Source organism: Rhodoplanes roseus (assembly GCF_003258865.1).
In the GTDB taxonomy this organism is placed as follows: domain Bacteria; phylum Pseudomonadota; class Alphaproteobacteria; order Rhizobiales; family Xanthobacteraceae; genus Rhodoplanes; species Rhodoplanes roseus.
Window position 1 is genome coordinate 15,952 of record NZ_NPEX01000034.1, and the last position, 19,216, is coordinate 35,167.

Below are 19,216 nucleotides of genomic sequence, written 5' to 3' on the forward strand. Positions count from 1 at the left end.
CGGTGGGGCAATCCTCCCGACGGTATGTCGATCGCGATCAGGGGTCTCGAATGAACGCCTTGCTGCTCGACTACCTGCCCATCGTGGTGTTCATCGCCATCTCGATGGTGATCGTGCTCGGCCTGATGGTCGCGCCGTTCCTGATCGCGTACAAGAATCCCGACGCGGAAAAGCTCTCGGCCTACGAATGCGGATTCAACGCATTCGACGACGCCCGCATGAAATTCGACGTCCGTTTCTATCTCATCTCGATCCTGTTCATCATTTTCGACCTCGAGGTTTCCTTCCTTTTTCCCTGGGCGGCGGCATTCGGCGAGATCGGCACGTTCGGTTTCTGGTCGATGATGGTCTTTCTCGGCGTGCTGACCATCGGCTTCGTCTATGAATGGAAGAAGGGAGCCCTCGAATGGGACTGACCGATCGGACCCTGGTGGCGCCCGCCGCGACCGGAGTTCTCGACCCTCGCACCGGCAAGCCGGTCGGCGCCGACGATCCCTTCTTCGCCGGGGTGAACGACGAGCTCGCCGACAAGGGCTTCATCGTCACCGCGACCGACGAGATCATCAACTGGGCCCGCACCGGCTCGCTGATGTGGATGCAGTTCGGCCTGGCCTGCTGCGCCATCGAGATGATTCACGCCGCCATGCCGCGCTACGACCTCGAGCGCTTCGGCTTCGCGCCGCGCGCCTCGCCGCGCCAGTCGGACGTGATGATCGTCGCCGGCACCCTGACCAACAAGATGGCGCCGGCCATGCGCAAGGTCTACGACCAGATGCCGGAGCCGCGCTACGTCATCTCCATGGGCTCCTGCGCCAACGGCGGCGGATACTACTACTACTCGTACTCGGTGGTGCGCGGATGCGACCGCATCGTCCCGGTCGACGTCTACGTCCCGGGCTGCCCGCCGAGCGCCGAGGCGCTGCTGTACGGCGTGCTGCTGCTCCAGAGAAAAATCCGCCGTACCGGCACCATCGAACGTTAAGCCGCGAGGACGCCTCATGGACGACAGGCTCGACGAGCTCGGACAGGCCATCCTGCGCGCGCTGCCCGGCGCCGTGACGGGCTACACGGTGGCGGTGGGCGAGCTGACCGTCACGGCGGTGGCGGCCGAGATCGTCGCCGTGACGACGCGGCTGCGCGACGACCCGGCGTTCCGGTTCGTCACCTTCGTGGACGTGACGGCTGTCGACTGGCCGCAGCGCGCCCAGCGGTTCGACGTCGTCTACCACCTGATGTCGCCCTACAAGAACTGGCGCGTCCGCATCAAGACCGAGACCGACGAGGCGACGCCGGTGCCGTCGATCATCTCGGTGTTCCCGGGCGCCGACTGGTTCGAGCGCGAGGTGTTCGATCTCTACGGCGTGGTGTTCGCCGGGCACCCGGACCTGCGGCGCATCCTCACCGACTACGGGTTCGAGGGGCACCCGCTGCGCAAGGACTTCCCGCTCACCGGCTTCCTCGAGGTGCGCTGGGACGACGAGCAGAAGCGCGTCGTCTACGAGAAGGTGCAGCTCGGCCAGGAGTTCCGCAACTTCGACTTCCTGTCGCCCTGGGAAGGCACCGACTACGTGCTGCCCGGCGACGAGAAGGCCAAGGCGGGGTGAGGGCGGTCTGCGCATGAAACCCACCCTGACGCCCGGGCTGACGCATCGTCTGGCGTTCGCGATTCCCGCGAGCAAGACGGTGCCGTACCTCTATCCGGAGGCGCCCGAGTTCCAGGCGATGCCGGAGGTGTTCGCGACCGGCTTCATGGTGGGGCTGATGGAATGGGCCTGCGTGCAGCTCCTGGCGCCGCATCTCGACGCGGGCGAGGGGAGCCTCGGCACCCATATCGACGTCAGCCACCTGGCGGCGACGCCCCCCGGCCTGACCGTCACGGTCGAGGCGGAGTGCGTCGCGGTCGACGGCCGCAAGCTCGCCTTCCGGGTCAAGGCGCACGACGGCGTCGACCCGATCGGCGAGGGCCGCCACGAGCGCGTGGTGGTCGCATGGGACAAGTTCAATGCCCGCGTGGGCGACAAGGCGGCGCGCGCGGGCGTGACCGCAGAGGCAGCGACATAAGTCATGGCCGAAACCTCCGTCCGCAGCTTCACGATCAACTTCGGGCCGCAGCATCCGTCGGCGCACGGCGTGCTGCGCCTGCTGCTCGACCTCGACGGCGAGATCGTCGAGCGCGCCGATCCGCATGTCGGGCTCTTGCATCGCGGCACCGAGAAGCTGATCGAGTACAAGACCTACATGCAGGCGATCCCGTATTTCGATCGCCTCGACTACTCCTCGCCGATGTCGCAGGAGCACGTCTTCTGCCTGGCGATCGAGAAGCTGCTCGGCGTGACGGTGCCGCGCCGCGGCCAGCTCCTGCGGGTGCTGTTCCTCGAGCTGACCCGCATCAAGAACCACATCCTCAACATCACCACGGGCGCGCTCGACATCGGCGCGCTGACGCCGCCGCTGTGGGGCTTCGAGTTCCGCGAGCAGATCATGGGCTTCTACGAGCGCGCCTCGGGAGCCCGCATGCACGCCAACTATTTCCGGCCCGGCGGCGTGCACCAGGACGTGACGCCGAAGCTGCTCGACGACATCGAGGCGTTCTGCGACCCCTGCTTGGCGATGATCGAGGACCTCGACGCGCTGTTGACCGGCAACCGCATCTTCAAGCAGCGCATGGTCGACATCGGCATCATGACGCTCGACGAGTGCTGGGGCTGGGGCTATTCGGGGCCGCTGGTGCGAGCCGCCGGCGCCGCCTGGGACCTCCGTCGGGCGCAGCCCTACGAGTGCTACGACGAGATGGAGTTCGACATCCCGGTCGGCAAGCACGGCGACTGCTACGACCGCTATCTGGTGCGCATGGAGGAGATGCGGCAATCGATCCGCATCATGCGGCAGTGCCTGGTCAAGCTGCGGCAGCCGGACGGGCAGGGCCCGGTGCTGGCCGAGGACAACAAGGTGACGCCGCCGCGGCGCGGCGAGATGAAGCGCTCGATGGAAGCGCTGATCCACCACTTCAAGCTCTACACCGAGGGCTTTCACGTGCCCCCCGGCGAGGTCTACGCCGCCGCCGAGACGCCCAAGGGCGAGCTCGGCGTCTACCTGGTCTCGGACGGCACCAACAAGCCCTACAAGTGCAAGATCCGGGCGACCGGCTTCGCCCATCTGAGCTCGATCGACTACATCAGCAAGGGGCACATGCTGGCCGACATGACCGCCATCATCGGCTCGCTCGACCTGGTGTTCGGGGAGGTCGACCGATGAACGCGCCTCTTCCGTCCGTCTCCATGACCGTGCCGGAGTTCCTGGCCTGGAGCGAGCGGCAGCCCGAGACCGACCGCTACGAGCTGGTCGACGGGAGGATCCTGCCGATGTCTCCGGAGCGTGCACGGCACAACCTCGTGAAGCTCGCCGTCGCCGTCGCGCTTCTCGACTCGATCAAGCGGGCCGGCGTGTCCGCCATGGTGTTCACCGACGGCATGGGGATCGCCGTCGGTGAAACGACCGTCAGGGAGCCGGACGCCTCTGTTCAACTTGGCGACGGCATCGATCTCGAAACGAAGCTCCTGCCGGCGCCCTTGATCGTGGTCGAAGTCGTATCGCCGTCGAGCGAGCACGACGATGTCGCAACGAAGCTTCTGGACTACTTCAAGGTCGAGAGCGTTCGGCACTATCTCATCGTGTTGCCGATGAAATGCGCGGTCATCCATCACCGTCGTAACGATCAAGGCACCATCGACACCCGCATCGTACGCGAGGGCGACATCGTGCTCGATCCGCCCGGACTCACGGTCGCGGTCGCGTCACTGCTCGGCCCGGCTGCGGCTGCGAAGGAGATCCACTAGATGGCCGTCCGTCGTCTCGCGCCCGCCGAGCAGCAGCCCGAGAGCTTCGCCTTCACCGAGGCGAATCTCGACTGGGCAAAGGGTCAGATCGCCAAGTATCCCGAAGGCCGGCAGGCCTCCGCCGTGATCCCGCTGCTGTGGCGGGCGCAGGAGCAGGCCGGCGGCTGGGTGCCGCAGAAGGCGATCGAGCACGTCGCCACGCTGCTCGGCATGCCGACCATCCGGGTGCTGGAGGTCGCGACCTTCTACACGATGTTCAATCTCGAGCCGGTCGGCCGCCACCACGTCCAGCTCTGCGGCACCACGCCCTGCGTGCTGCGCGGCGCCGACGCGCTCAAGAAGGTCTGCCACGAGAAGATCGGCCACGAGCACCACGTCACGGCGGACGGCGCGCTGTCGTGGATCGAGGTCGAGTGCCTGGGCGCCTGCGTCAACGCCCCCATGGCCCAGATCAACTACGACTACTACGAGGATCTGACGCCGGAGAATTTCGCCAAGCTCCTCGACGACCTGGCGGCGGGACGGCCGGTGAAGACCGGGCCGCAGATCGACCGGCAGTTCTCGGCCCCGGTCGGCGGACCGACGACGCTCACCGGCGAGATCGGCACCGGCGCCCCGGCCTCCGCGAAGGAGCCGGCGCTCGCCGATGCCGACGCCAAGCGGCCCGGCGAGGCCGCCAATGTGCGTGACGAAGCCGCTCCCAAATCGCCGGCCAAGGACGGATCCAAGGGCCGCAAGAGCACCAGGCGGGAATGATGCTGCACGATCGCGATCGCATCTTCACCAATCTGTACGGCCTCGGCGACTGGGGCCTCGAGGGCGCGCGCCAGCGCGGCGCCTGGGACGGCACCAAGGCGATCCTGGAGAAGGGCCGCGACGGCATCATCAACGAGATGAAGGCCTCGGGGCTGCGCGGGCGCGGCGGCGCCGGCTTCCCCACCGGCCTGAAATGGTCGTTCATGCCGAAGACCCCGGCCGACGGGCGGCCGAGCTACCTCGTGGTCAATGCCGACGAGTCCGAGCCCGGCACCTGCAAGGACCGCGAGATTCTGCGACACGACCCGCATCTTTTGGTCGAGGGCTGCCTGATCGCCGGCTTCGCCATGGGCGCCAGCGCCGGCTACATCTACGTGCGCGGCGAGTTCATCCGCGAGCGCGAGCGCCTGCAGGCGGCGATCGACCAGGCCTACGAGGCCCGGCTGATCGGCAAGAACAACATCCACGGCTACGACTTCGAGCTCTACGTCCATCACGGCGCCGGCGCCTATATCTGCGGCGAGGAAACGGCGCTGCTGGAGAGCCTCGAAGGCAAGAAGGGCATGCCGCGGCTGAAGCCGCCGTTCCCGGCCAATGTCGGCCTCTACGGCTGCCCGACCACGGTCAACAATGTCGAAAGCATCGCGGTCGCGCCGACCATCCTGCGCCGCGGCGCCGCGTGGTTCTCCTCGATCGGCAAGCCCAACAACACCGGCACCAAGCTGTTCTGCATCTCCGGCCACGTGGAGAAGCCCTGCAACGTCGAGGAGGAGATGGGCATCCCGCTCAGGACCCTCATCGAGACCCATGCGGGCGGCGTGCGGGGCGGCTGGGACAATCTGCTCGCGGTGATCCCGGGCGGCTCGTCGGTGCGCTGCCTGCCGGCCAGCCTCTGCGACGACCTCTCGATGGACTTCGACTCGCTGATGAAGCTGAAGTCGGGCCTCGGCACCGCCGCCGTGATCGTGATGGACAAGTCGACCGACATCGTCCGGGCGATTGCGCGCATCTCCTACTTCTATCGCCACGAGAGCTGCGGCCAGTGCACGCCGTGCCGGGAAGGCACCGGCTGGATGTGGCGGGTCGTCTCGCGGATGGCCGAGGGCCGCGCCCACAAGCGCGAGATCGACATGCTGCTCGAGGTGTCGAAGCAGGTCGAGGGCCACACCATCTGCGCGCTCGGCGACGCCGCGGCGTGGCCGATCCAGGGCCTGATCACTCATTTCCGGCACGAGATCGAGAAGCGGATCGAAGACTACGCGGCGCGCCCCGACAACGAGGGCGTGCGCGATCCCGACACGGTCGCCGAGGCGGCGGAGTAAATCGAGAACGAAGGGGCAGCCCAGCACTCAAGCGTCATGCCCGGACCCGATCCGGGCATCCATCACACGAAGACGATGGATCGCCGGGTCGAGCCCGGCGATGACGAAGGAGAAGGTGGCGGTCGAGCAGGAACGAACGTGAGATGACCAAGCTCATCGTCGACGGCATCGAAGTGGACGTCCCGGCCGAATACACGCTGTTGCAGGCGTGCGAGGCGGCGGGCGCCGAGATTCCGCGCTTCTGCTTCCACGAGCGCCTGTCGATCGCCGGCAATTGCCGCATGTGCCTGGTCGAGCTGAAGGGCTCGCCCAAGCCGGTGGCGAGCTGCGCCTGGGGCGTGCGCGACTGCCGGCCCGGCCCCAACGGCGAGCCGCCGCAGGTCGTCACCAAGTCGCCGATGGTCAAGAAGGCGCGCGAGGGGGTGATGGAGTTCCTCCTCATCAACCACCCGCTCGACTGCCCGATCTGCGACCAGGGCGGCGAATGCGACCTGCAGGACCAGGCGATGGCCTACGGGGTCGACTCGTCGCGGTTCCAGGAGAACAAGCGCGCCGTCGAGGACAAGTATCTCGGCGCCCTGGTGAAGACCTCGATGAACCGGTGCATCCAGTGCACCCGCTGCGTGCGCTTCGCCACCGAGGTCGCCGGCGTGCCGGAGCTCGGCGCCATCGGGCGCGGCGAGGACATGGAGATCACCACCTATCTGGAGCAGGCGCTGACCTCGGAGCTGCAGGGCAACGTGGTCGATCTCTGCCCCGTGGGTGCGCTGACCTCGAAGCCCTATGCGTTCACGGCGCGCCCCTGGGAGCTGTCGAAGACCCAGTCGGTCGACGTGATGGACGCGGTCGGCTCGGCCATCCGGGTCGACTCGCGCGGCCGCGAGGTGCTGCGCATCCTGCCGCGGCTGAACGAGGACGTGAACGAGGAGTGGATCTCCGACAAGACCCGCCACGTCGTGGACGGGCTGCGGGTCCAGCGCCTCGACCGTCCCTATGTGCGCGAGAACGGCCGCCTCCGGCCGGCGAGCTGGGGCGAGGCGTTCAAGGCGATCGCCGCCAAGATCGACACCACGGGTCCGGGCCGCATCGGCGCCATCGCGGGCGATCTCGCCAGCGTCGAGGAGATGTTCGCCCTCAAGGAGCTCCTGTCCGGGCTCGGCTCGAAGAGCATCGACTGCCGGCAGGACGGCTCGGCGCTCGATCCGGCGCAGGGGCGCGGCACCTATCTGTTCAATCCGACCATCGCCGGGATCGAGAAGGCGGACGCCCTCGTCATCGTCGGCGCCGATCCGCGCCGCGAGGCGGCCGTGCTCAACGCCCGCATCCGCAAGCGCTGGCGCCAGGGCCCGTTCCCGGTCGGCGTGATCGGGCCGCGGGTCGGGCTCACCTATCCGTACCACTACATCGGCGCCGGGCCCGACTCGCTCGCCGACCTCGCCGCCGGCAAGGGCGACTTCGCCGGCCTGCTGAGCGCGGCCGAGCGTCCGCTCGTGCTGCTCGGCAGCGGTGCGACGACCCGGGCCGACGGCGCCGCCGTCGCGTCGCTCGCCGCCAAGGCGGCCGTCGCGGTCGGTGCCGTGACGGACGGCTGGAACGGCTTCGCCGTGCTGCACACCGCGGCGTCGCGGGTCGGCGGCCTCGACATCGGCTTCGTGCCGGGGCAGGGCGGCCTCACCGCGTCCGAGATGGCGGCCTTCGGCACGCTCGACGTGCTGTTCCTGCTCGGCGCCGACGAGATCGAGGTCGCGGCCGAGACCTTCGTGGTCTACATCGGCACCCACGGCGACCGCGGGGCGCACCGGGCCGACGTGATCCTGCCGGGCGCCGCCTACACGGAAAAGTCCGGCCTCTGGGTGAACACCGAGGGCCGCCCGCAGATGGGCCTGCGCGCCGCCTTCCCGCCCGGCGACGCCCGCGAGGACTGGGCGATCCTTCGCGCCCTGTCCGACGTGCTCGGCCGCAAGCTGCCCTACGACAGCCTGGCGGCATTACGCGCGACCCTGTTCAGGGCGCATCCGCACCTGCAGCGGATCGACCGCCTGGAGCCGGCCAGCGCCGACGACGTGCAGCGCCTCGCCTCGCGCGGCGGGGCGGTCGAGTCGGCGCCCTTCGCCTCGACGATCACGGATTTCTATCTCACCAACCCGATCGCCCGCGCGTCCGCCGTCATGGCCGAGTGCTCCGCACTCGCCCAGGGCGCCGAGGCGCTGCGCGCCGCGGAGTAGCCCCCGATGGCCGAGCTGTGGACCAACTATCTCTGGCCGCTGCTGTTGATCGTGATTCACAGCTTCGCGCTGCTCGCGGTGCTGCTGATCGTGATCGCCTACATCCTGTACGCCGACCGCAAGATCTGGGCGGCCGTTCAGATCCGGCGCGGCCCCAACGTGGTCGGCCCGTGGGGGCTGCTGCAGTCCTTCGCGGACATGATGAAGTTCGCCCTCAAGGAGCCGATCATCCCGGACGGCGCCAACAAGGGCCTGTTCATCCTGGCGCCGATCGTCACCTGCGTGCTCGGGCTCTCCGCCTGGGCCGTGATCCCGGTGGCCGAGGGCTGGGCCGTGGCCGACATCAATGTCGGCATCCTCTACATCTTCGCGATCTCGTCGCTCGGCGTGTACGGCATCATCATGGCCGGCTGGGCGTCGAACTCGAAATACGCCTTCCTGTCGTCGCTGCGCTCCGCCGCCCAGATGGTGTCCTACGAGGTCTCGATCGGCTTCGTCATCATCACGGTGCTGCTGTGCGTCGGCTCGCTGAACCTGACCGCCATCGTCAAGGCGCAGGACGGTCCGTACGGCCTGCTCGGCTGGTACTGGCTGCCGCTGTTCCCGATGTTCATCATCTTCTTCGTCTCGGCGCTGGCCGAGACCAACCGGCCGCCCTTCGACCTGGTCGAGGCCGAGTCCGAGCTGGTCGCCGGCTACATGGTGGAATACGGCTCGACGCCCTACGTCCTGTTCATGCTGGGCGAGTACGTGGCGATCACCACCATGTGCGCCCTGACCACCATCCTGTTCCTGGGCGGCTGGCTGTCGCCGATCCCGTTCGCGCCGTTCACCTGGGTGCCCGGGGTGATCTGGTTCACCCTGAAGGTGGTGTTCGTCTTCTTCATGTTCGCCCTGGTGAAGGCGTTCGTGCCGCGCTACCGCTACGATCAGCTCATGCGGCTCGGCTGGAAGGTGTTCCTGCCGATCTCGCTGGTGATGGTGGTGATCGTCGCGGGCGTGCTGCAATACACCGGGCTGGCGGCGAAGTGAGGATCCCCCGATGAGGTTAGATCAGGCCGCGAAGCAGCTGTTCCTGTGGGAGTTCGTGCAGGCCATCGGCCTGTCGATGCGGTATTTCTTCAAGCCGAAGCCGACCATCAACTACCCGTTCGAGAAGAACCCGATTTCGCCCCGCTTCCGCGGCGAGCACGTGCTGCGCCGCTATCCGAACGGCGAGGAGCGCTGCATCGCCTGCAAGCTGTGCGAGGCGATCTGTCCGGCCCAGGCGATCACCATCGAGGCGGGCCCGCGCCGCAACGACGGCACCCGGCGCACCACCCGCTACGACATCGACATGGTGAAGTGCATCTACTGCGGCTACTGCCAGGAGGCCTGCCCGGTGGACGCCATCGTCGAGGGCCCGAACTTCGAGTTCGCGACCGAGACCCGCGAGGAGCTCTACTACGACAAGGAGCGCCTGCTCGCCAACGGCGACCGCTGGGAACGCGAGGTCGCCCAGTCCATCGCCCTCGACGCGCCGTACCGGTGAGCGGGATGGACACGTTCGTCATCACCTTTGGTCCGGTTGGTGCGACGGACCTCTCCCCGTCGTTCCCTCCCCCCTTGTGGGGGAGGGACACGGAGAGGGGTGAGCCGCGTGCACCTGCATTCGTGACTACCCCCCACCCCAACCCTCCCCCACAAGGGGAGAGGGAGCCCGCCGTGCTCGCGGCGGGCCGCATGCCTCTTGCGAATTTCGCGTGCCCCACCACAAGGGCGACCCCATGATCCCCGCGCTGTTCTTCTACCTGTTCGCCGGCATCTGCGTGGCGTCCGCCGTGATGGTGGTGGCGTCGCGCAACCCGGTGCATTCGGTGCTGTTCCTGATCCTGGCCTTCGTCAACGCGGCCGGCCTGTTCGTTCTGATGGGCGCCGAGTTCCTGGCCATGATCCTGGTCGTCGTCTATGTCGGCGCCGTCGCGGTGCTGTTCCTGTTCGTGGTGATGATGCTCGACGTCGACTTCGCCGAGCTGCGTCGCGGCTTCGACAACTACATGCCGATCGGCGCCCTGATCGGCGTCGTGCTGCTGGTCGAGCTCCTGATGGTGGTCGGCGCCTGGGTGATCGGTTCGGGCCTGCCGCGCACCGCGGTCGCGCCGATCCCGACCGGGGTCACCAATGCGCAGGCGCTCGGCCTCGTGCTCTACACCCGCTACGTCTACTTCTTCCAGGCGGCCGGCCTCGTCCTCCTGGTCTCGATGCTCGGCGCCATCGTGCTCACGCTCCGCCACAAGCCGGGCGTCAAGCGGCAGTCGATCCCGGACCAGCTGATGCGCCGGAAGGAAGCCATCATCACCCTGGTCGACGTCAAGCCGGGGCAGGGGCTGTGAGGGCATCGTGATGTCGATTTCGGAGCCACAGGGTCCCGTCGTTCCGGGGCGCCGCGCAGCGGCGAGCCTGGAATCCATCTCCACGGACCGGGGTCATGGGTCCCGGGCTCGCGGCTCACGGCCGCGCCCCGGGACGACCGAGACGCGGGGCACGGCCCGATCGTGGACGAGGAGCGAACGATGACCATCGGCCTCGGCCATTACCTCGCGGTCGCCGCGATCCTGTTCACCATCGGGATCTTCGGCATCTTCCTGAACCGCAAGAACGTCATCATCATCCTGATGTCGGTCGAGCTGATCCTGCTCGCCGTCAACATCAACATGGTGGCCTTCTCGACCCACATGGGTGACCTGGTCGGGCAGGTGTTCGCCCTGATCATCCTCACGGTGGCGGCCGCCGAGGCGGCCATCGGGCTCGCCATCCTGGTCGTCTTCTTCCGCAACCGCGGCTCGATCGCGGTGGAAGACATCAACCTCATGAAGGGCTGAGCGGCGCGATGTTCCAGGCCATCGTCTTCCTGCCTTTGCTGGGCTTCCTGATCGCCGCCGCGATCGCCATCGTCGGCGCCCGCACGCTGCATCCGGGCGGCTATCCCGGTCCCGACGACGACCACCACGCCGAGCCGCACGGCTCCGGCGCGCCGTCGGTGCACGGCGCCCACGCCGCCGTCGCGGTCTCGCACGACGAGCATTCGCACGGCGCCCACGGGGCGCACGGGTCGGCGCACGCGCACGACCACCACGCCGTCGAGCCGGCCGCGCCGGGCTCGCGCGCCGCCGAGGTGGTGACGACGACGCTGCTGTTCGTCTGCATGGCGCTGTCGTGGATCGCCTTCGCCCGCGTCGGCTTCGGCGGGGCGGAGGTGCGCGAGGCGATCGCGCCCTGGATCCTGTCCGGCGACCTCAAGGTCGAGTGGGCGCTGCGCATCGACGCGCTGACCTCGGTCATGCTGGTGGTCGTCACCACGGTGTCGGCGCTCGTCCACCTCTACTCGATCGGCTACATGGTCGACGATCCGGACCGGCCGCGCTTCTTCGGCTACCTGTCGCTGTTCACCTTCGCCATGCTGATGCTGGTGACGGCCGACAACCTGGTGCAGCTGTTCTTCGGCTGGGAGGGCGTCGGCCTCGCCAGCTACCTCTTGATCGGCTTCTGGTACAAGAAGCCGTCCGCCTGCGCCGCCGCCATCAAGGCCTTCGTGGTCAACCGCGTCGGCGACTTCGGTTTCATGCTCGGCATCTTCGCCGTGTTCGTGATGACCCAGGCGGTCGACTTCGACACCGTCTTCGCCCAGGCGCCGTCGCTGGTCGGCAAGACCATGCACTTCCTGAGCTGGGATCTCGACGCACTGACCGTGATCTGCCTGCTGCTGTTCATGGGCGCGATGGGCAAGTCGGCGCAGTTCCTGCTGCACACCTGGCTGCCCGACGCCATGGAGGGCCCGACGCCGGTGTCGGCGCTGATCCACGCCGCCACCATGGTGACGGCCGGCGTGTTCATGGTGGCGCGCCTGTCGCCCCTGTTCGAGCTGTCGCCGACCGCGCTCGCCTTCGTCACCTTCATCGGCGCCACCACGGCGCTGTTCGCGGCGACGATCGGCCTGGTGCAGAACGACATCAAGCGCATCATCGCCTACTCGACCTGCTCGCAGCTCGGCTACATGTTCGTCGCGATGGGGGTGGGGGCCTATTCGGTCGGCATGTTCCACCTGTTCACCCACGCCTTCTTCAAGGCGCTGCTGTTCTTGGGCTCCGGCTCCGTGATCGTCGCGATGCATCACGAGCAGGACATCCGCATGATGGGCGGCCTGCGCAAGAAGATCCCGTTCACCTTCTACATGATGGTGGTCGGCACGCTGGCGCTCACCGGATTCCCGCTGACCGCCGGCTACTTCTCCAAGGACGCCATCATCGAGGCGGCCTTCGCCAGCGAGCACGCCGGCCACAATCCGATGGCCATGTACGGCTTCGTCTGCACCGTGGTGGCCGCGGCGCTCACCGCGTTCTACTCGTGGCGGCTGATCTTCAAGACCTTCTACGGCCGGCCGCACGACCACCATCACTACGAGGCGGCGCACGAGAGTCCGCTGCCGATGCTGATCCCGCTCGCCGTGCTGGCCGCCGGCTCGTTCCTGGCCGGCCTGCCGTTCGTCGACGCCTTCACGGGCCACGGCGCCAAGGAGTTCTTCCGCGGCTCGGTGGTGATCTCCGGCATCCTCGACGAGATGCACCACATCCCGGCGACGGTCGCCTACCTGCCGACCGTCATGATGGTCGGCGGCTTCCTGGTCGCCTGGCTGTTCTACATCAAGAGCCCGTCGATCCCCCGCGCGCTGGCCAAGGGGCTCAAGCCGATCTACCTGTTCCTCTTGAACAAGTGGTATTTCGACGAGCTCTACGACGCGATCTTCGTGCGGCCCGCGATGTGGCTCGGCCGCACCCTGTGGAAGCGCGGTGACGGCACCATCATCGACGGGCTGGGACCCGACGGCGTGTCGGCCCGGGTGATCGACGTCACCCGCAACGTCGTCCGGCTGCAGACCGGCTATCTCTACCACTACGCCTTCGCGATGCTGATCGGCGTGTCGGCGCTCGCGACGTGGTTCATGATCTGGGGAGCCCGGTGATGGCCAGCTGGCCCGTCCTTTCCGTCACCACCTTCCTGCCGATGCTCGGCGCGCTGCTGATCGCGATGCTGCGCGCCGAGGACGACGCGGTGAAGCGCAACGCGCGCTGGATCGCGCTGTGGACCACGGTGATCACCTTCGCGGTGTCGCTGGTCATGGTCTGGCGCTTCGACCCCGGCTCGTCCGAGTTCCAGTTCGCCGAGAAGCAGCCCTGGCTGGCCGGCGCGATCAGCTACCATGTCGGCGTGGACGGCATCTCGCTGCCCTTCGTCATCCTCACCACGGCCCTGATGCCCTTGTGCATCCTGGCGAGCTGGAAGCCGATCCAGCGCCGGGTGAAGGAGTACATGATCGCCTTCCTGGTCCTCGAGACCATGATGATCGGCACCTTCGCGGCGCTCGACGTCGTCGTCTTCTACCTGTTCTTCGAAGGCGGCCTGATCCCGATGTTCCTGATCATCGGGGTGTGGGGCGGCCCGCGCCGGGTCTATGCCAGCTTCAAGTTCTTCCTCTACACGCTGCTCGGCTCGGTGCTGATGCTGCTCGCCATCATGGCGATGTACGGCAATGCCGGGACGACCGACATCCCGACGCTGCTTGAGCACGACTTCCCGCGCAGCCTGCAGACCTGGGCGTGGCTCGCCTTCTTCGCCTCCTTCGCCGTGAAGATGCCGATGTGGCCGGTGCACACCTGGTTGCCCGACGCCCACGTCGAGGCGCCGACGGCCGGCTCGGTGATCCTGGCCGCGATCCTGCTGAAGATGGGCGGCTACGGATTCCTGCGCTTCTCGCTGCCGATGTTCCCGGAGGCGTCGGAGTTCTTCGCCCCGATGGTGTTCGTGCTCTCCGTGGTGGCGATCGTCTACACGTCGCTGGTCGCCCTCATGCAGGAGGACGTGAAGAAGCTGATCGCCTATTCGTCGGTCGCCCACATGGGCTTCGTGACCATGGGCATCTTCACCGGCAACACCCAGGGCGTCGCCGGCAGCGTCTTCCAGATGATCTCGCACGGCATCGTGTCGGGCGCGCTGTTCCTCTGCGTCGGCGTCGTCTACGACCGCATGCACACCCGCGAGATCGCCGCCTATGGCGGCCTCGTCAACCGCATGCCGGTCTACGCGACCATCTTCATGATCTTCACGCTCGCCAATGTCGGACTGCCCGGCACCAGCGGGTTCATCGGCGAGTTCCTCACCATCATGGGCGCGTTCCGGGCCAACACCTGGGTCGCCTTCTTCGCCAGCTTCGGCATCATCCTGTCGGCCTGCTACGCGCTGTGGCTGTATCGCAAGGTGGTGTTCGGCGCGCTGGAGAAGCCGTCGCTCGCCCATATCCGCGACGTCGAGCCGCGCGAGATCGCGATCTTCGCGCCGCTGATCGTCCTCACCATCTGGTTCGGCATCTATCCGAAGCCGGTGATCGACATGTCGGCGGCCTCGGTCACGGCCCTGGTGCAGAGCTACCAGGAGGCGATCAAGACGGTGGCGGACGCGCCCGCCGTGATCACCCGCAAGACCGCAGCCGCCCTCGGCAACTGACCGGCAAACCACGGCATCCCGATGAACCACGCTGTCGAGCTTCCCGCCCTCACCCCGGCCATACCGGAGATCGTGCTCGCGATCGGGGCCATGGTGCTGATCCTGATGGGGGCCTTCCGGGGCAACCAGTCGACCGGCGCGGTCTCGGGCTTCGCCGTGATGCTGCTGATCGCCGCCGGCGTGCTGGTCGGGCTGATGCCGTCCGAGACGGTCACGACCTTCGGCGGCAGCTTCGTGCTCGATCCCTTCGCGCGCTACTTCAAGATCCTGGCGCTGATCGGCTCGGCCGTCGCCGTCGTCATGTCGAGCGAGTTCCTGTCGACGCCGGACCGCCAGCGCTTCGAGTATCCGGTGCTGATCGTGCTCTCCACCACCGGCATGCTGATGCTGATCTCGGCCGGCGACCTGATCGCGCTCTATCTCGGGCTCGAGCTGATGAGCCTGTCGCTCTACGTCGTCGCGGCGATCGACCGCGACAAGGCGAAGTCGACCGAGGCGGGCCTGAAGTATTTCGTCCTCGGCGCGCTGTCGTCCGGCATGCTGCTCTACGGCGCCTCGCTGGTCTACGGCTCGACCGGCACGGTGACGTTCTCGGGCATCGCCCAGGCGGCCCAGCAGGGCGGCGTGGGGCTGACCTTCGGCCTCGTCTTCCTGCTCGCCGGCCTGTGCTTCAAGATTTCCGCCGTGCCGTTCCACATGTGGACGCCGGACGTCTACGAGGGCGCGCCGACGCCGATCACCGCGTTCTTCGCGGCGGCGCCGAAGGTCGCCGCCATGGCGGTGTTCGTGCGGGTCGCCACCACGGCGTTCCCGACCGTGCTGCCGCAGTGGCAGCAGATCGTGGTGTTCGTCTCCATCGCCTCGATGGCGCTCGGCTCCTTCGCCGCCATCGGGCAGACCAACATCAAGCGGCTGATGGCCTACTCGTCGATCGGCCACATGGGCTTCGCGCTGATCGGGCTCGCCGCCGGCACGGCCGAGGGCGTGCAGGGCGTGATGATCTACATGTCGATCTACGTCGCCATGACGCTCGGCACCTTCGCCTGCATCATCTCGATGCGGCGGGAGGAGGGGCCGGTCGAGAACATCTCGGACCTCGCCGGCCTGGCGCGCACCAAGCCGGGCGTCGCCTTCCTGCTCGGCATGATGATGTTCTCGCTCGCCGGCATCCCGCCGCTGGCCGGCTTCTTCGCCAAGTTCTACGTCTTCCTCGCCGCCGTGAACGCCGGGCTCTACGCGCTCGCCGTGATCGGCGTCGTCACCAGCGTGGTGGGCGCCTACTACTATCTCGCCATCGTCAAGGTGATGTATTTCGACGAGCCGGCGCCGGCCTTCCTGCCGATGCGCGGCGAGCTCGGCGTGGTGCTCGCCGTCACCGGCCTGTTCGTGCTCCTGTTCTTCGTCTGGCCGGCCCCGCTGGTCGACGCCGCCTCGGCCGCCGCGAAGTCGCTGTTCTGACATTGGACGGTGAGAGCACGGTCTCGAGGATCACGGGGCGGCCCCGGGCGATGGGCTCTCGAGTCCCATGATCCCCTCCCTCGCCGACACGCCTCGTCTCGCCTTCGACGAGCTCGACTCCACCAATGCCGAGGCGCTTCGTCGTGCCCGCGCGGGGGAGAGCGGGCCGTTGTGGATCACGGCGGCGCGGCAGACGGCGGGGCGCGGGCGGCGGGGGCGGGCCTGGACCTCGACGCCCGGGAACCTGTTCGCCAGCCTGCTGCTGCGCGACCCGGCGCCGATCCCCGAGGCCTCGCAGATCTCCTTCGTGGCAGCGCTCGCCGTGTACGACGCGGTCGGCGCCGTCGCCCCTACGCTGGCCGGCCGGCTCACACTGAAATGGCCGAACGACGTGCTGTGCGGCGGCAGGAAGCTCGCCGGCATCCTGGTCGAGGGCGAGACCCGGCACGGCCTGACCGTCGTGGTCGGCATCGGCATCAATTGCGCGCACCATCCGGACGACACGCTCTATCCGGCGACCGATCTCGCCGCAGAAGGTGAGCCCGCCAGCGCGGACGCCGTGTTCGCGGCGCTCGCCGCGGCGATGCAGGTCCGCCTCGCCGAGTGGGACCGCAGCCGCGGATTCGCGACGACGCGGACCGCCTGGCTGGCCCGCGGACCGGCCCCGGGAACACCGCTCGTGGTACGATTCGAGGGGACAGAGACGGCGGGGTGCTTCGAATCCGTCGACGAGCACGGGAATCTGCTAATCAGCGGGGACGAGGGCGTTCAGAAGATCGCCGCCGGCGACGTGTTTCCGCTGGCGCGACCGGGTCCGTCATCCTCCTCGAACCGGCAGAGCCCATGATCCAGAAGGCCGACGAACTCGTCTACGCTCCGCTCGGCGGGGTGGGCGAGATCGGCATGAATCTCTCCGTCTACGGGTACGGGCGGGAGCGCAAGAAAGCCTGGATCGCCGTCGATCTCGGCGTCTCGTTCGGCGGCGGCGAGGATTTGCCCGGCGTCGACCTGGTGATGCCGGACATCCGCTTCCTGCTGGAGGAGCGCAAGAACCTCCTCGGCCTGATCCTCACCCACGGGCACGAGGACCATTTCGGCGCCATCATCGACCTGTGGCCGCGCCTGAAGCTGCCGATCTACGCGACGCCGTTCACGGCGGCGCTGTTCGAGGCCAAGCGCGAGGCGGAGCCGGGCGCGCCCGAGATCCCGGTCACCGTGGTGCCGGTCGGGGGGCGCATCAAGCTCGGTCCGTTCGATGTCGAGTTCGTCTCGATGTCGCATTCGTTCCCCGAGTCGAACGCGCTGATCATCACGACGCCGCTCGGAAAGGTCCTTCACACCGGCGACTGGAAGCTCGATCCCACGCCCGTGGTCGGCCCGCCGACCGACGAGGCGCGCCTGCGCCGGCTCGGCGAGGAGGGCTGCCTGGCGCTGGTCGGCGATTCGACCAATTCGGTGCGCGAGGGCCGCTCGCCCTCCGAGACCGAGGTCGGCAAGACGCTGGCCAAGCTGATCGCCGAGTCGCCGCAGCGCGTCGCCATCACCACCTTCGCGTCGCACGTCGCCCGCCTCCGCTCGATCGCCGAGGCGGCCCGCGCCTGCGGCCGCGAGGTCGTGGTGGTCGGCCGCGCCATGGAGCGCGTCGTCCAGGTGGCGCGCGAGACCGGCCATCTCGACGGCGTCCCGGATTTTCGCTCGGCGCAGACCTACGGCTACCTGCCGCGCGACAAGGTGGTGGCGCTGTGCACCGGCAGCCAGGGCGAGCCGCGCGCCGCGCTCGCCCGCATCGCCTCCGATTCGCATCCCGAGATCGGCCTCGCCAAGGGCGACCGGGTGATCTTCTCGTCGCGCACCATCCCGGGCAACGAGAAGGCGGTGAACAAGATCGTCAACGGCCTGATCGCCCAGGGCGTCGAGGTGCTCACCGAGCGCAACCATCTGGTCCACGTCTCCGGCCATCCGCGCCGCGACGAGCTGGCCGAGCTGTACGGCTGGGTGAAGCCGCAGATTCTCATCCCGGTGCACGGCGAGCCGCTGCACCTGGCCGAGCACGCCGCGCTAGCTCGCAAGCTCGGCGTGCCGAACGTCGTCGGCTGCCGCAACGGCGATCTCGTTCGCATCGCGCCGGGTGCCCCCGGGATCGTCGACGAGGTGCCGCAGGGCCGCCTCTACAAGGACGGCAACCTGATCATCGAGGCGGAGGCCCGCACGGTCGCCGACCGCCGCCGGCTCGGCTTCGTCGGGGTCGTGGCGGTGGCGCTGGCGATCGACGAGACCGGGCTCCTGGTCTCCGAGCCCGAGGTCACGCTGATCGGCGTTCCCGACCACGACGGCCGCGGCCGCAGCTTCGCCGACCAGGCCGCCGCCACGGCGGTGGAGACGGTCGAGCATCTGCCGCGGGCCCGGCGGCGCGATCCCGACAGCGTCGCCGAGGCCGTCCGGCGTGCGGTGCGGGGCGGGATTGCAGCGTCCTGGGGCAAGAAGCCCCTCTGTCTAGTACACGTACTGACGGTCTGACACCCCGGGATAGGGCATAAAGGGCTGAAAGCGGCGCGGGTGGTCCGCGACGCCAACAGAGGGGCCGTCATGATCGGACGTCTCAATCACGTGGCGATCGCCGTGGGCGATCTGGAGAAGGCCTGCAAGCTCTATCGGGACACGATGGGAGCCAAGGTGTCGGAGCCGCTGCCGCAGCCGGCGCACGGCGTCACCGTGGTGTTCATCGAGCTGCCGAACACCAAGGTCGAGCTCCTGTATCCGCTCGGCGACAACTCGCCGATCGCCAAGTTCCTGGAGAAGAGCCCGGACGGCGGCATCCACCACATCTGCTACGAGGTCGAGGACCTCATCGCCGCCCGCGACAAGCTGAAGGCCGGCGGCGCGCGGGTGCTCGGCGACGGCACCCCGAAGATCGGCGCCCACGGCAAGCCGGTGCTGTTCCTCCATCCGAAGGACTTCAACGGCACGCTGGTCGAGCTGGAGCAGGTCTGAGGGCAGGGCGCGGGCTGCCGACTGCACTTCACCCTCCCCAGCGGAGGGCCTTGCACGACGGGTCAGTCCGGGATCGCGCCATCGGGTCCGG

The 19,216-nt window shown here is 68.1% G+C and carries 19 protein-coding genes; all 19 read left to right on the plus strand.

What is annotated here, in order from left to right:
• The first annotated feature begins 50 nt into the window (after positions 1–50).
• Positions 51–416 carry an NADH-quinone oxidoreductase subunit A gene (locus CH341_RS07390; RefSeq protein WP_111418391.1) on the plus strand — a complete coding sequence of 122 codons (366 nt, stop codon included), beginning with the start codon at positions 51–53 and terminating at the stop codon, positions 414–416.
• Entirely contained in the window at positions 407–982 is a 576-nt protein-coding gene (locus CH341_RS07395; protein WP_111418392.1) for a NuoB/complex I 20 kDa subunit family protein, read from the plus strand. The genes CH341_RS07390 and CH341_RS07395 overlap by 10 nt, the downstream gene beginning before the upstream one ends.
• Positions 983–998: 16 nt before the next feature.
• On the plus strand, positions 999–1,604 hold the full coding sequence (locus tag CH341_RS07400; protein WP_111418393.1) for an NADH-quinone oxidoreductase subunit C: 606 nt from the start codon (positions 999–1,001) through the stop codon (positions 1,602–1,604).
• 13 nt (positions 1,605–1,617) lie between these two features.
• Positions 1,618–2,061 carry a thioesterase family protein gene (locus CH341_RS07405; RefSeq protein ID WP_111418394.1) on the plus strand — a complete coding sequence of 148 codons (444 nt, stop codon included), beginning with the start codon at positions 1,618–1,620 and terminating at the stop codon, positions 2,059–2,061.
• Between the two features lie 3 nt (positions 2,062–2,064).
• The gene (locus CH341_RS07410; RefSeq protein WP_111418395.1) at positions 2,065–3,255 is read left to right on the plus strand and encodes an NADH-quinone oxidoreductase subunit D; all 1,191 of its coding nucleotides are present in this window, start codon (positions 2,065–2,067) and stop codon (positions 3,253–3,255) included.
• Positions 3,252–3,836, plus strand: coding sequence for a Uma2 family endonuclease (locus tag CH341_RS07415; RefSeq protein ID WP_111418396.1), 585 nt, complete (start codon positions 3,252–3,254; stop codon positions 3,834–3,836). The genes CH341_RS07410 and CH341_RS07415 overlap by 4 nt, the downstream gene beginning before the upstream one ends.
• Entirely contained in the window at positions 3,837–4,592 is a 756-nt protein-coding gene (gene nuoE, locus CH341_RS07420; protein ID WP_111418397.1) for an NADH-quinone oxidoreductase subunit NuoE, read from the plus strand.
• Positions 4,592–5,914, plus strand: a complete 1,323-nt coding sequence (nuoF, locus tag CH341_RS07425) for an NADH-quinone oxidoreductase subunit NuoF (protein ID WP_111418408.1) — start codon at positions 4,592–4,594, stop codon at positions 5,912–5,914. The genes nuoE and nuoF overlap by 1 nt, the downstream gene beginning before the upstream one ends.
• Positions 5,915–6,057: 143 nt before the next feature.
• On the plus strand, positions 6,058–8,139 hold the full coding sequence (gene nuoG / locus CH341_RS07430; RefSeq protein WP_111418398.1) for an NADH-quinone oxidoreductase subunit NuoG: 2,082 nt from the start codon (positions 6,058–6,060) through the stop codon (positions 8,137–8,139).
• Positions 8,140–8,145: 6 nt separating this feature from the next.
• On the plus strand, positions 8,146–9,171 hold the full coding sequence (nuoH, locus tag CH341_RS07435; protein ID WP_111418399.1) for an NADH-quinone oxidoreductase subunit NuoH: 1,026 nt from the start codon (positions 8,146–8,148) through the stop codon (positions 9,169–9,171).
• Between the two features lie 10 nt (positions 9,172–9,181).
• Positions 9,182–9,670, plus strand: a complete 489-nt coding sequence (gene nuoI / locus CH341_RS07440; RefSeq protein WP_111418400.1) for an NADH-quinone oxidoreductase subunit NuoI — start codon at positions 9,182–9,184, stop codon at positions 9,668–9,670.
• Between the two features lie 235 nt (positions 9,671–9,905).
• Positions 9,906–10,511 carry an NADH-quinone oxidoreductase subunit J gene (locus tag CH341_RS07445; protein ID WP_111418401.1) on the plus strand — a complete coding sequence of 202 codons (606 nt, stop codon included), beginning with the start codon at positions 9,906–9,908 and terminating at the stop codon, positions 10,509–10,511.
• A 180-nt stretch (positions 10,512–10,691) separates the two neighbouring features.
• Complete coding sequence (gene nuoK, locus CH341_RS07450) at positions 10,692–11,000, plus strand: NADH-quinone oxidoreductase subunit NuoK (RefSeq protein WP_111418402.1); 309 nt, start codon at positions 10,692–10,694, stop codon at positions 10,998–11,000.
• Between the two features lie 8 nt (positions 11,001–11,008).
• Entirely contained in the window at positions 11,009–13,138 is a 2,130-nt protein-coding gene (gene nuoL / locus CH341_RS07455; protein WP_111418403.1) for an NADH-quinone oxidoreductase subunit L, read from the plus strand.
• The gene (locus tag CH341_RS07460) at positions 13,138–14,676 is read left to right on the plus strand and encodes an NADH-quinone oxidoreductase subunit M (protein ID WP_111418404.1); all 1,539 of its coding nucleotides are present in this window, start codon (positions 13,138–13,140) and stop codon (positions 14,674–14,676) included. Before nuoL ends, CH341_RS07460 begins: the two co-directional genes overlap by 1 nt.
• A gap of 21 nt (positions 14,677–14,697) precedes the next feature.
• Entirely contained in the window at positions 14,698–16,134 is a 1,437-nt protein-coding gene (nuoN, locus tag CH341_RS07465; RefSeq protein WP_111418405.1) for an NADH-quinone oxidoreductase subunit NuoN, read from the plus strand.
• Between the two features lie 67 nt (positions 16,135–16,201).
• Complete coding sequence (locus tag CH341_RS07470) at positions 16,202–16,981, plus strand: biotin--[acetyl-CoA-carboxylase] ligase (RefSeq protein ID WP_111418406.1); 780 nt, start codon at positions 16,202–16,204, stop codon at positions 16,979–16,981.
• Positions 16,981–18,651 carry a ribonuclease J gene (locus tag CH341_RS07475; protein WP_170149515.1) on the plus strand — a complete coding sequence of 557 codons (1,671 nt, stop codon included), beginning with the start codon at positions 16,981–16,983 and terminating at the stop codon, positions 18,649–18,651. The genes CH341_RS07470 and CH341_RS07475 overlap by 1 nt, the downstream gene beginning before the upstream one ends.
• Before the next feature lie 69 nt (positions 18,652–18,720).
• A complete protein-coding gene (mce, locus tag CH341_RS07480; RefSeq protein WP_111418409.1) occupies positions 18,721–19,125 on the plus strand; it encodes a methylmalonyl-CoA epimerase in 405 nt (134 codons plus the stop codon).
• The last annotated feature ends 91 nt before the right edge of the window (positions 19,126–19,216 follow it).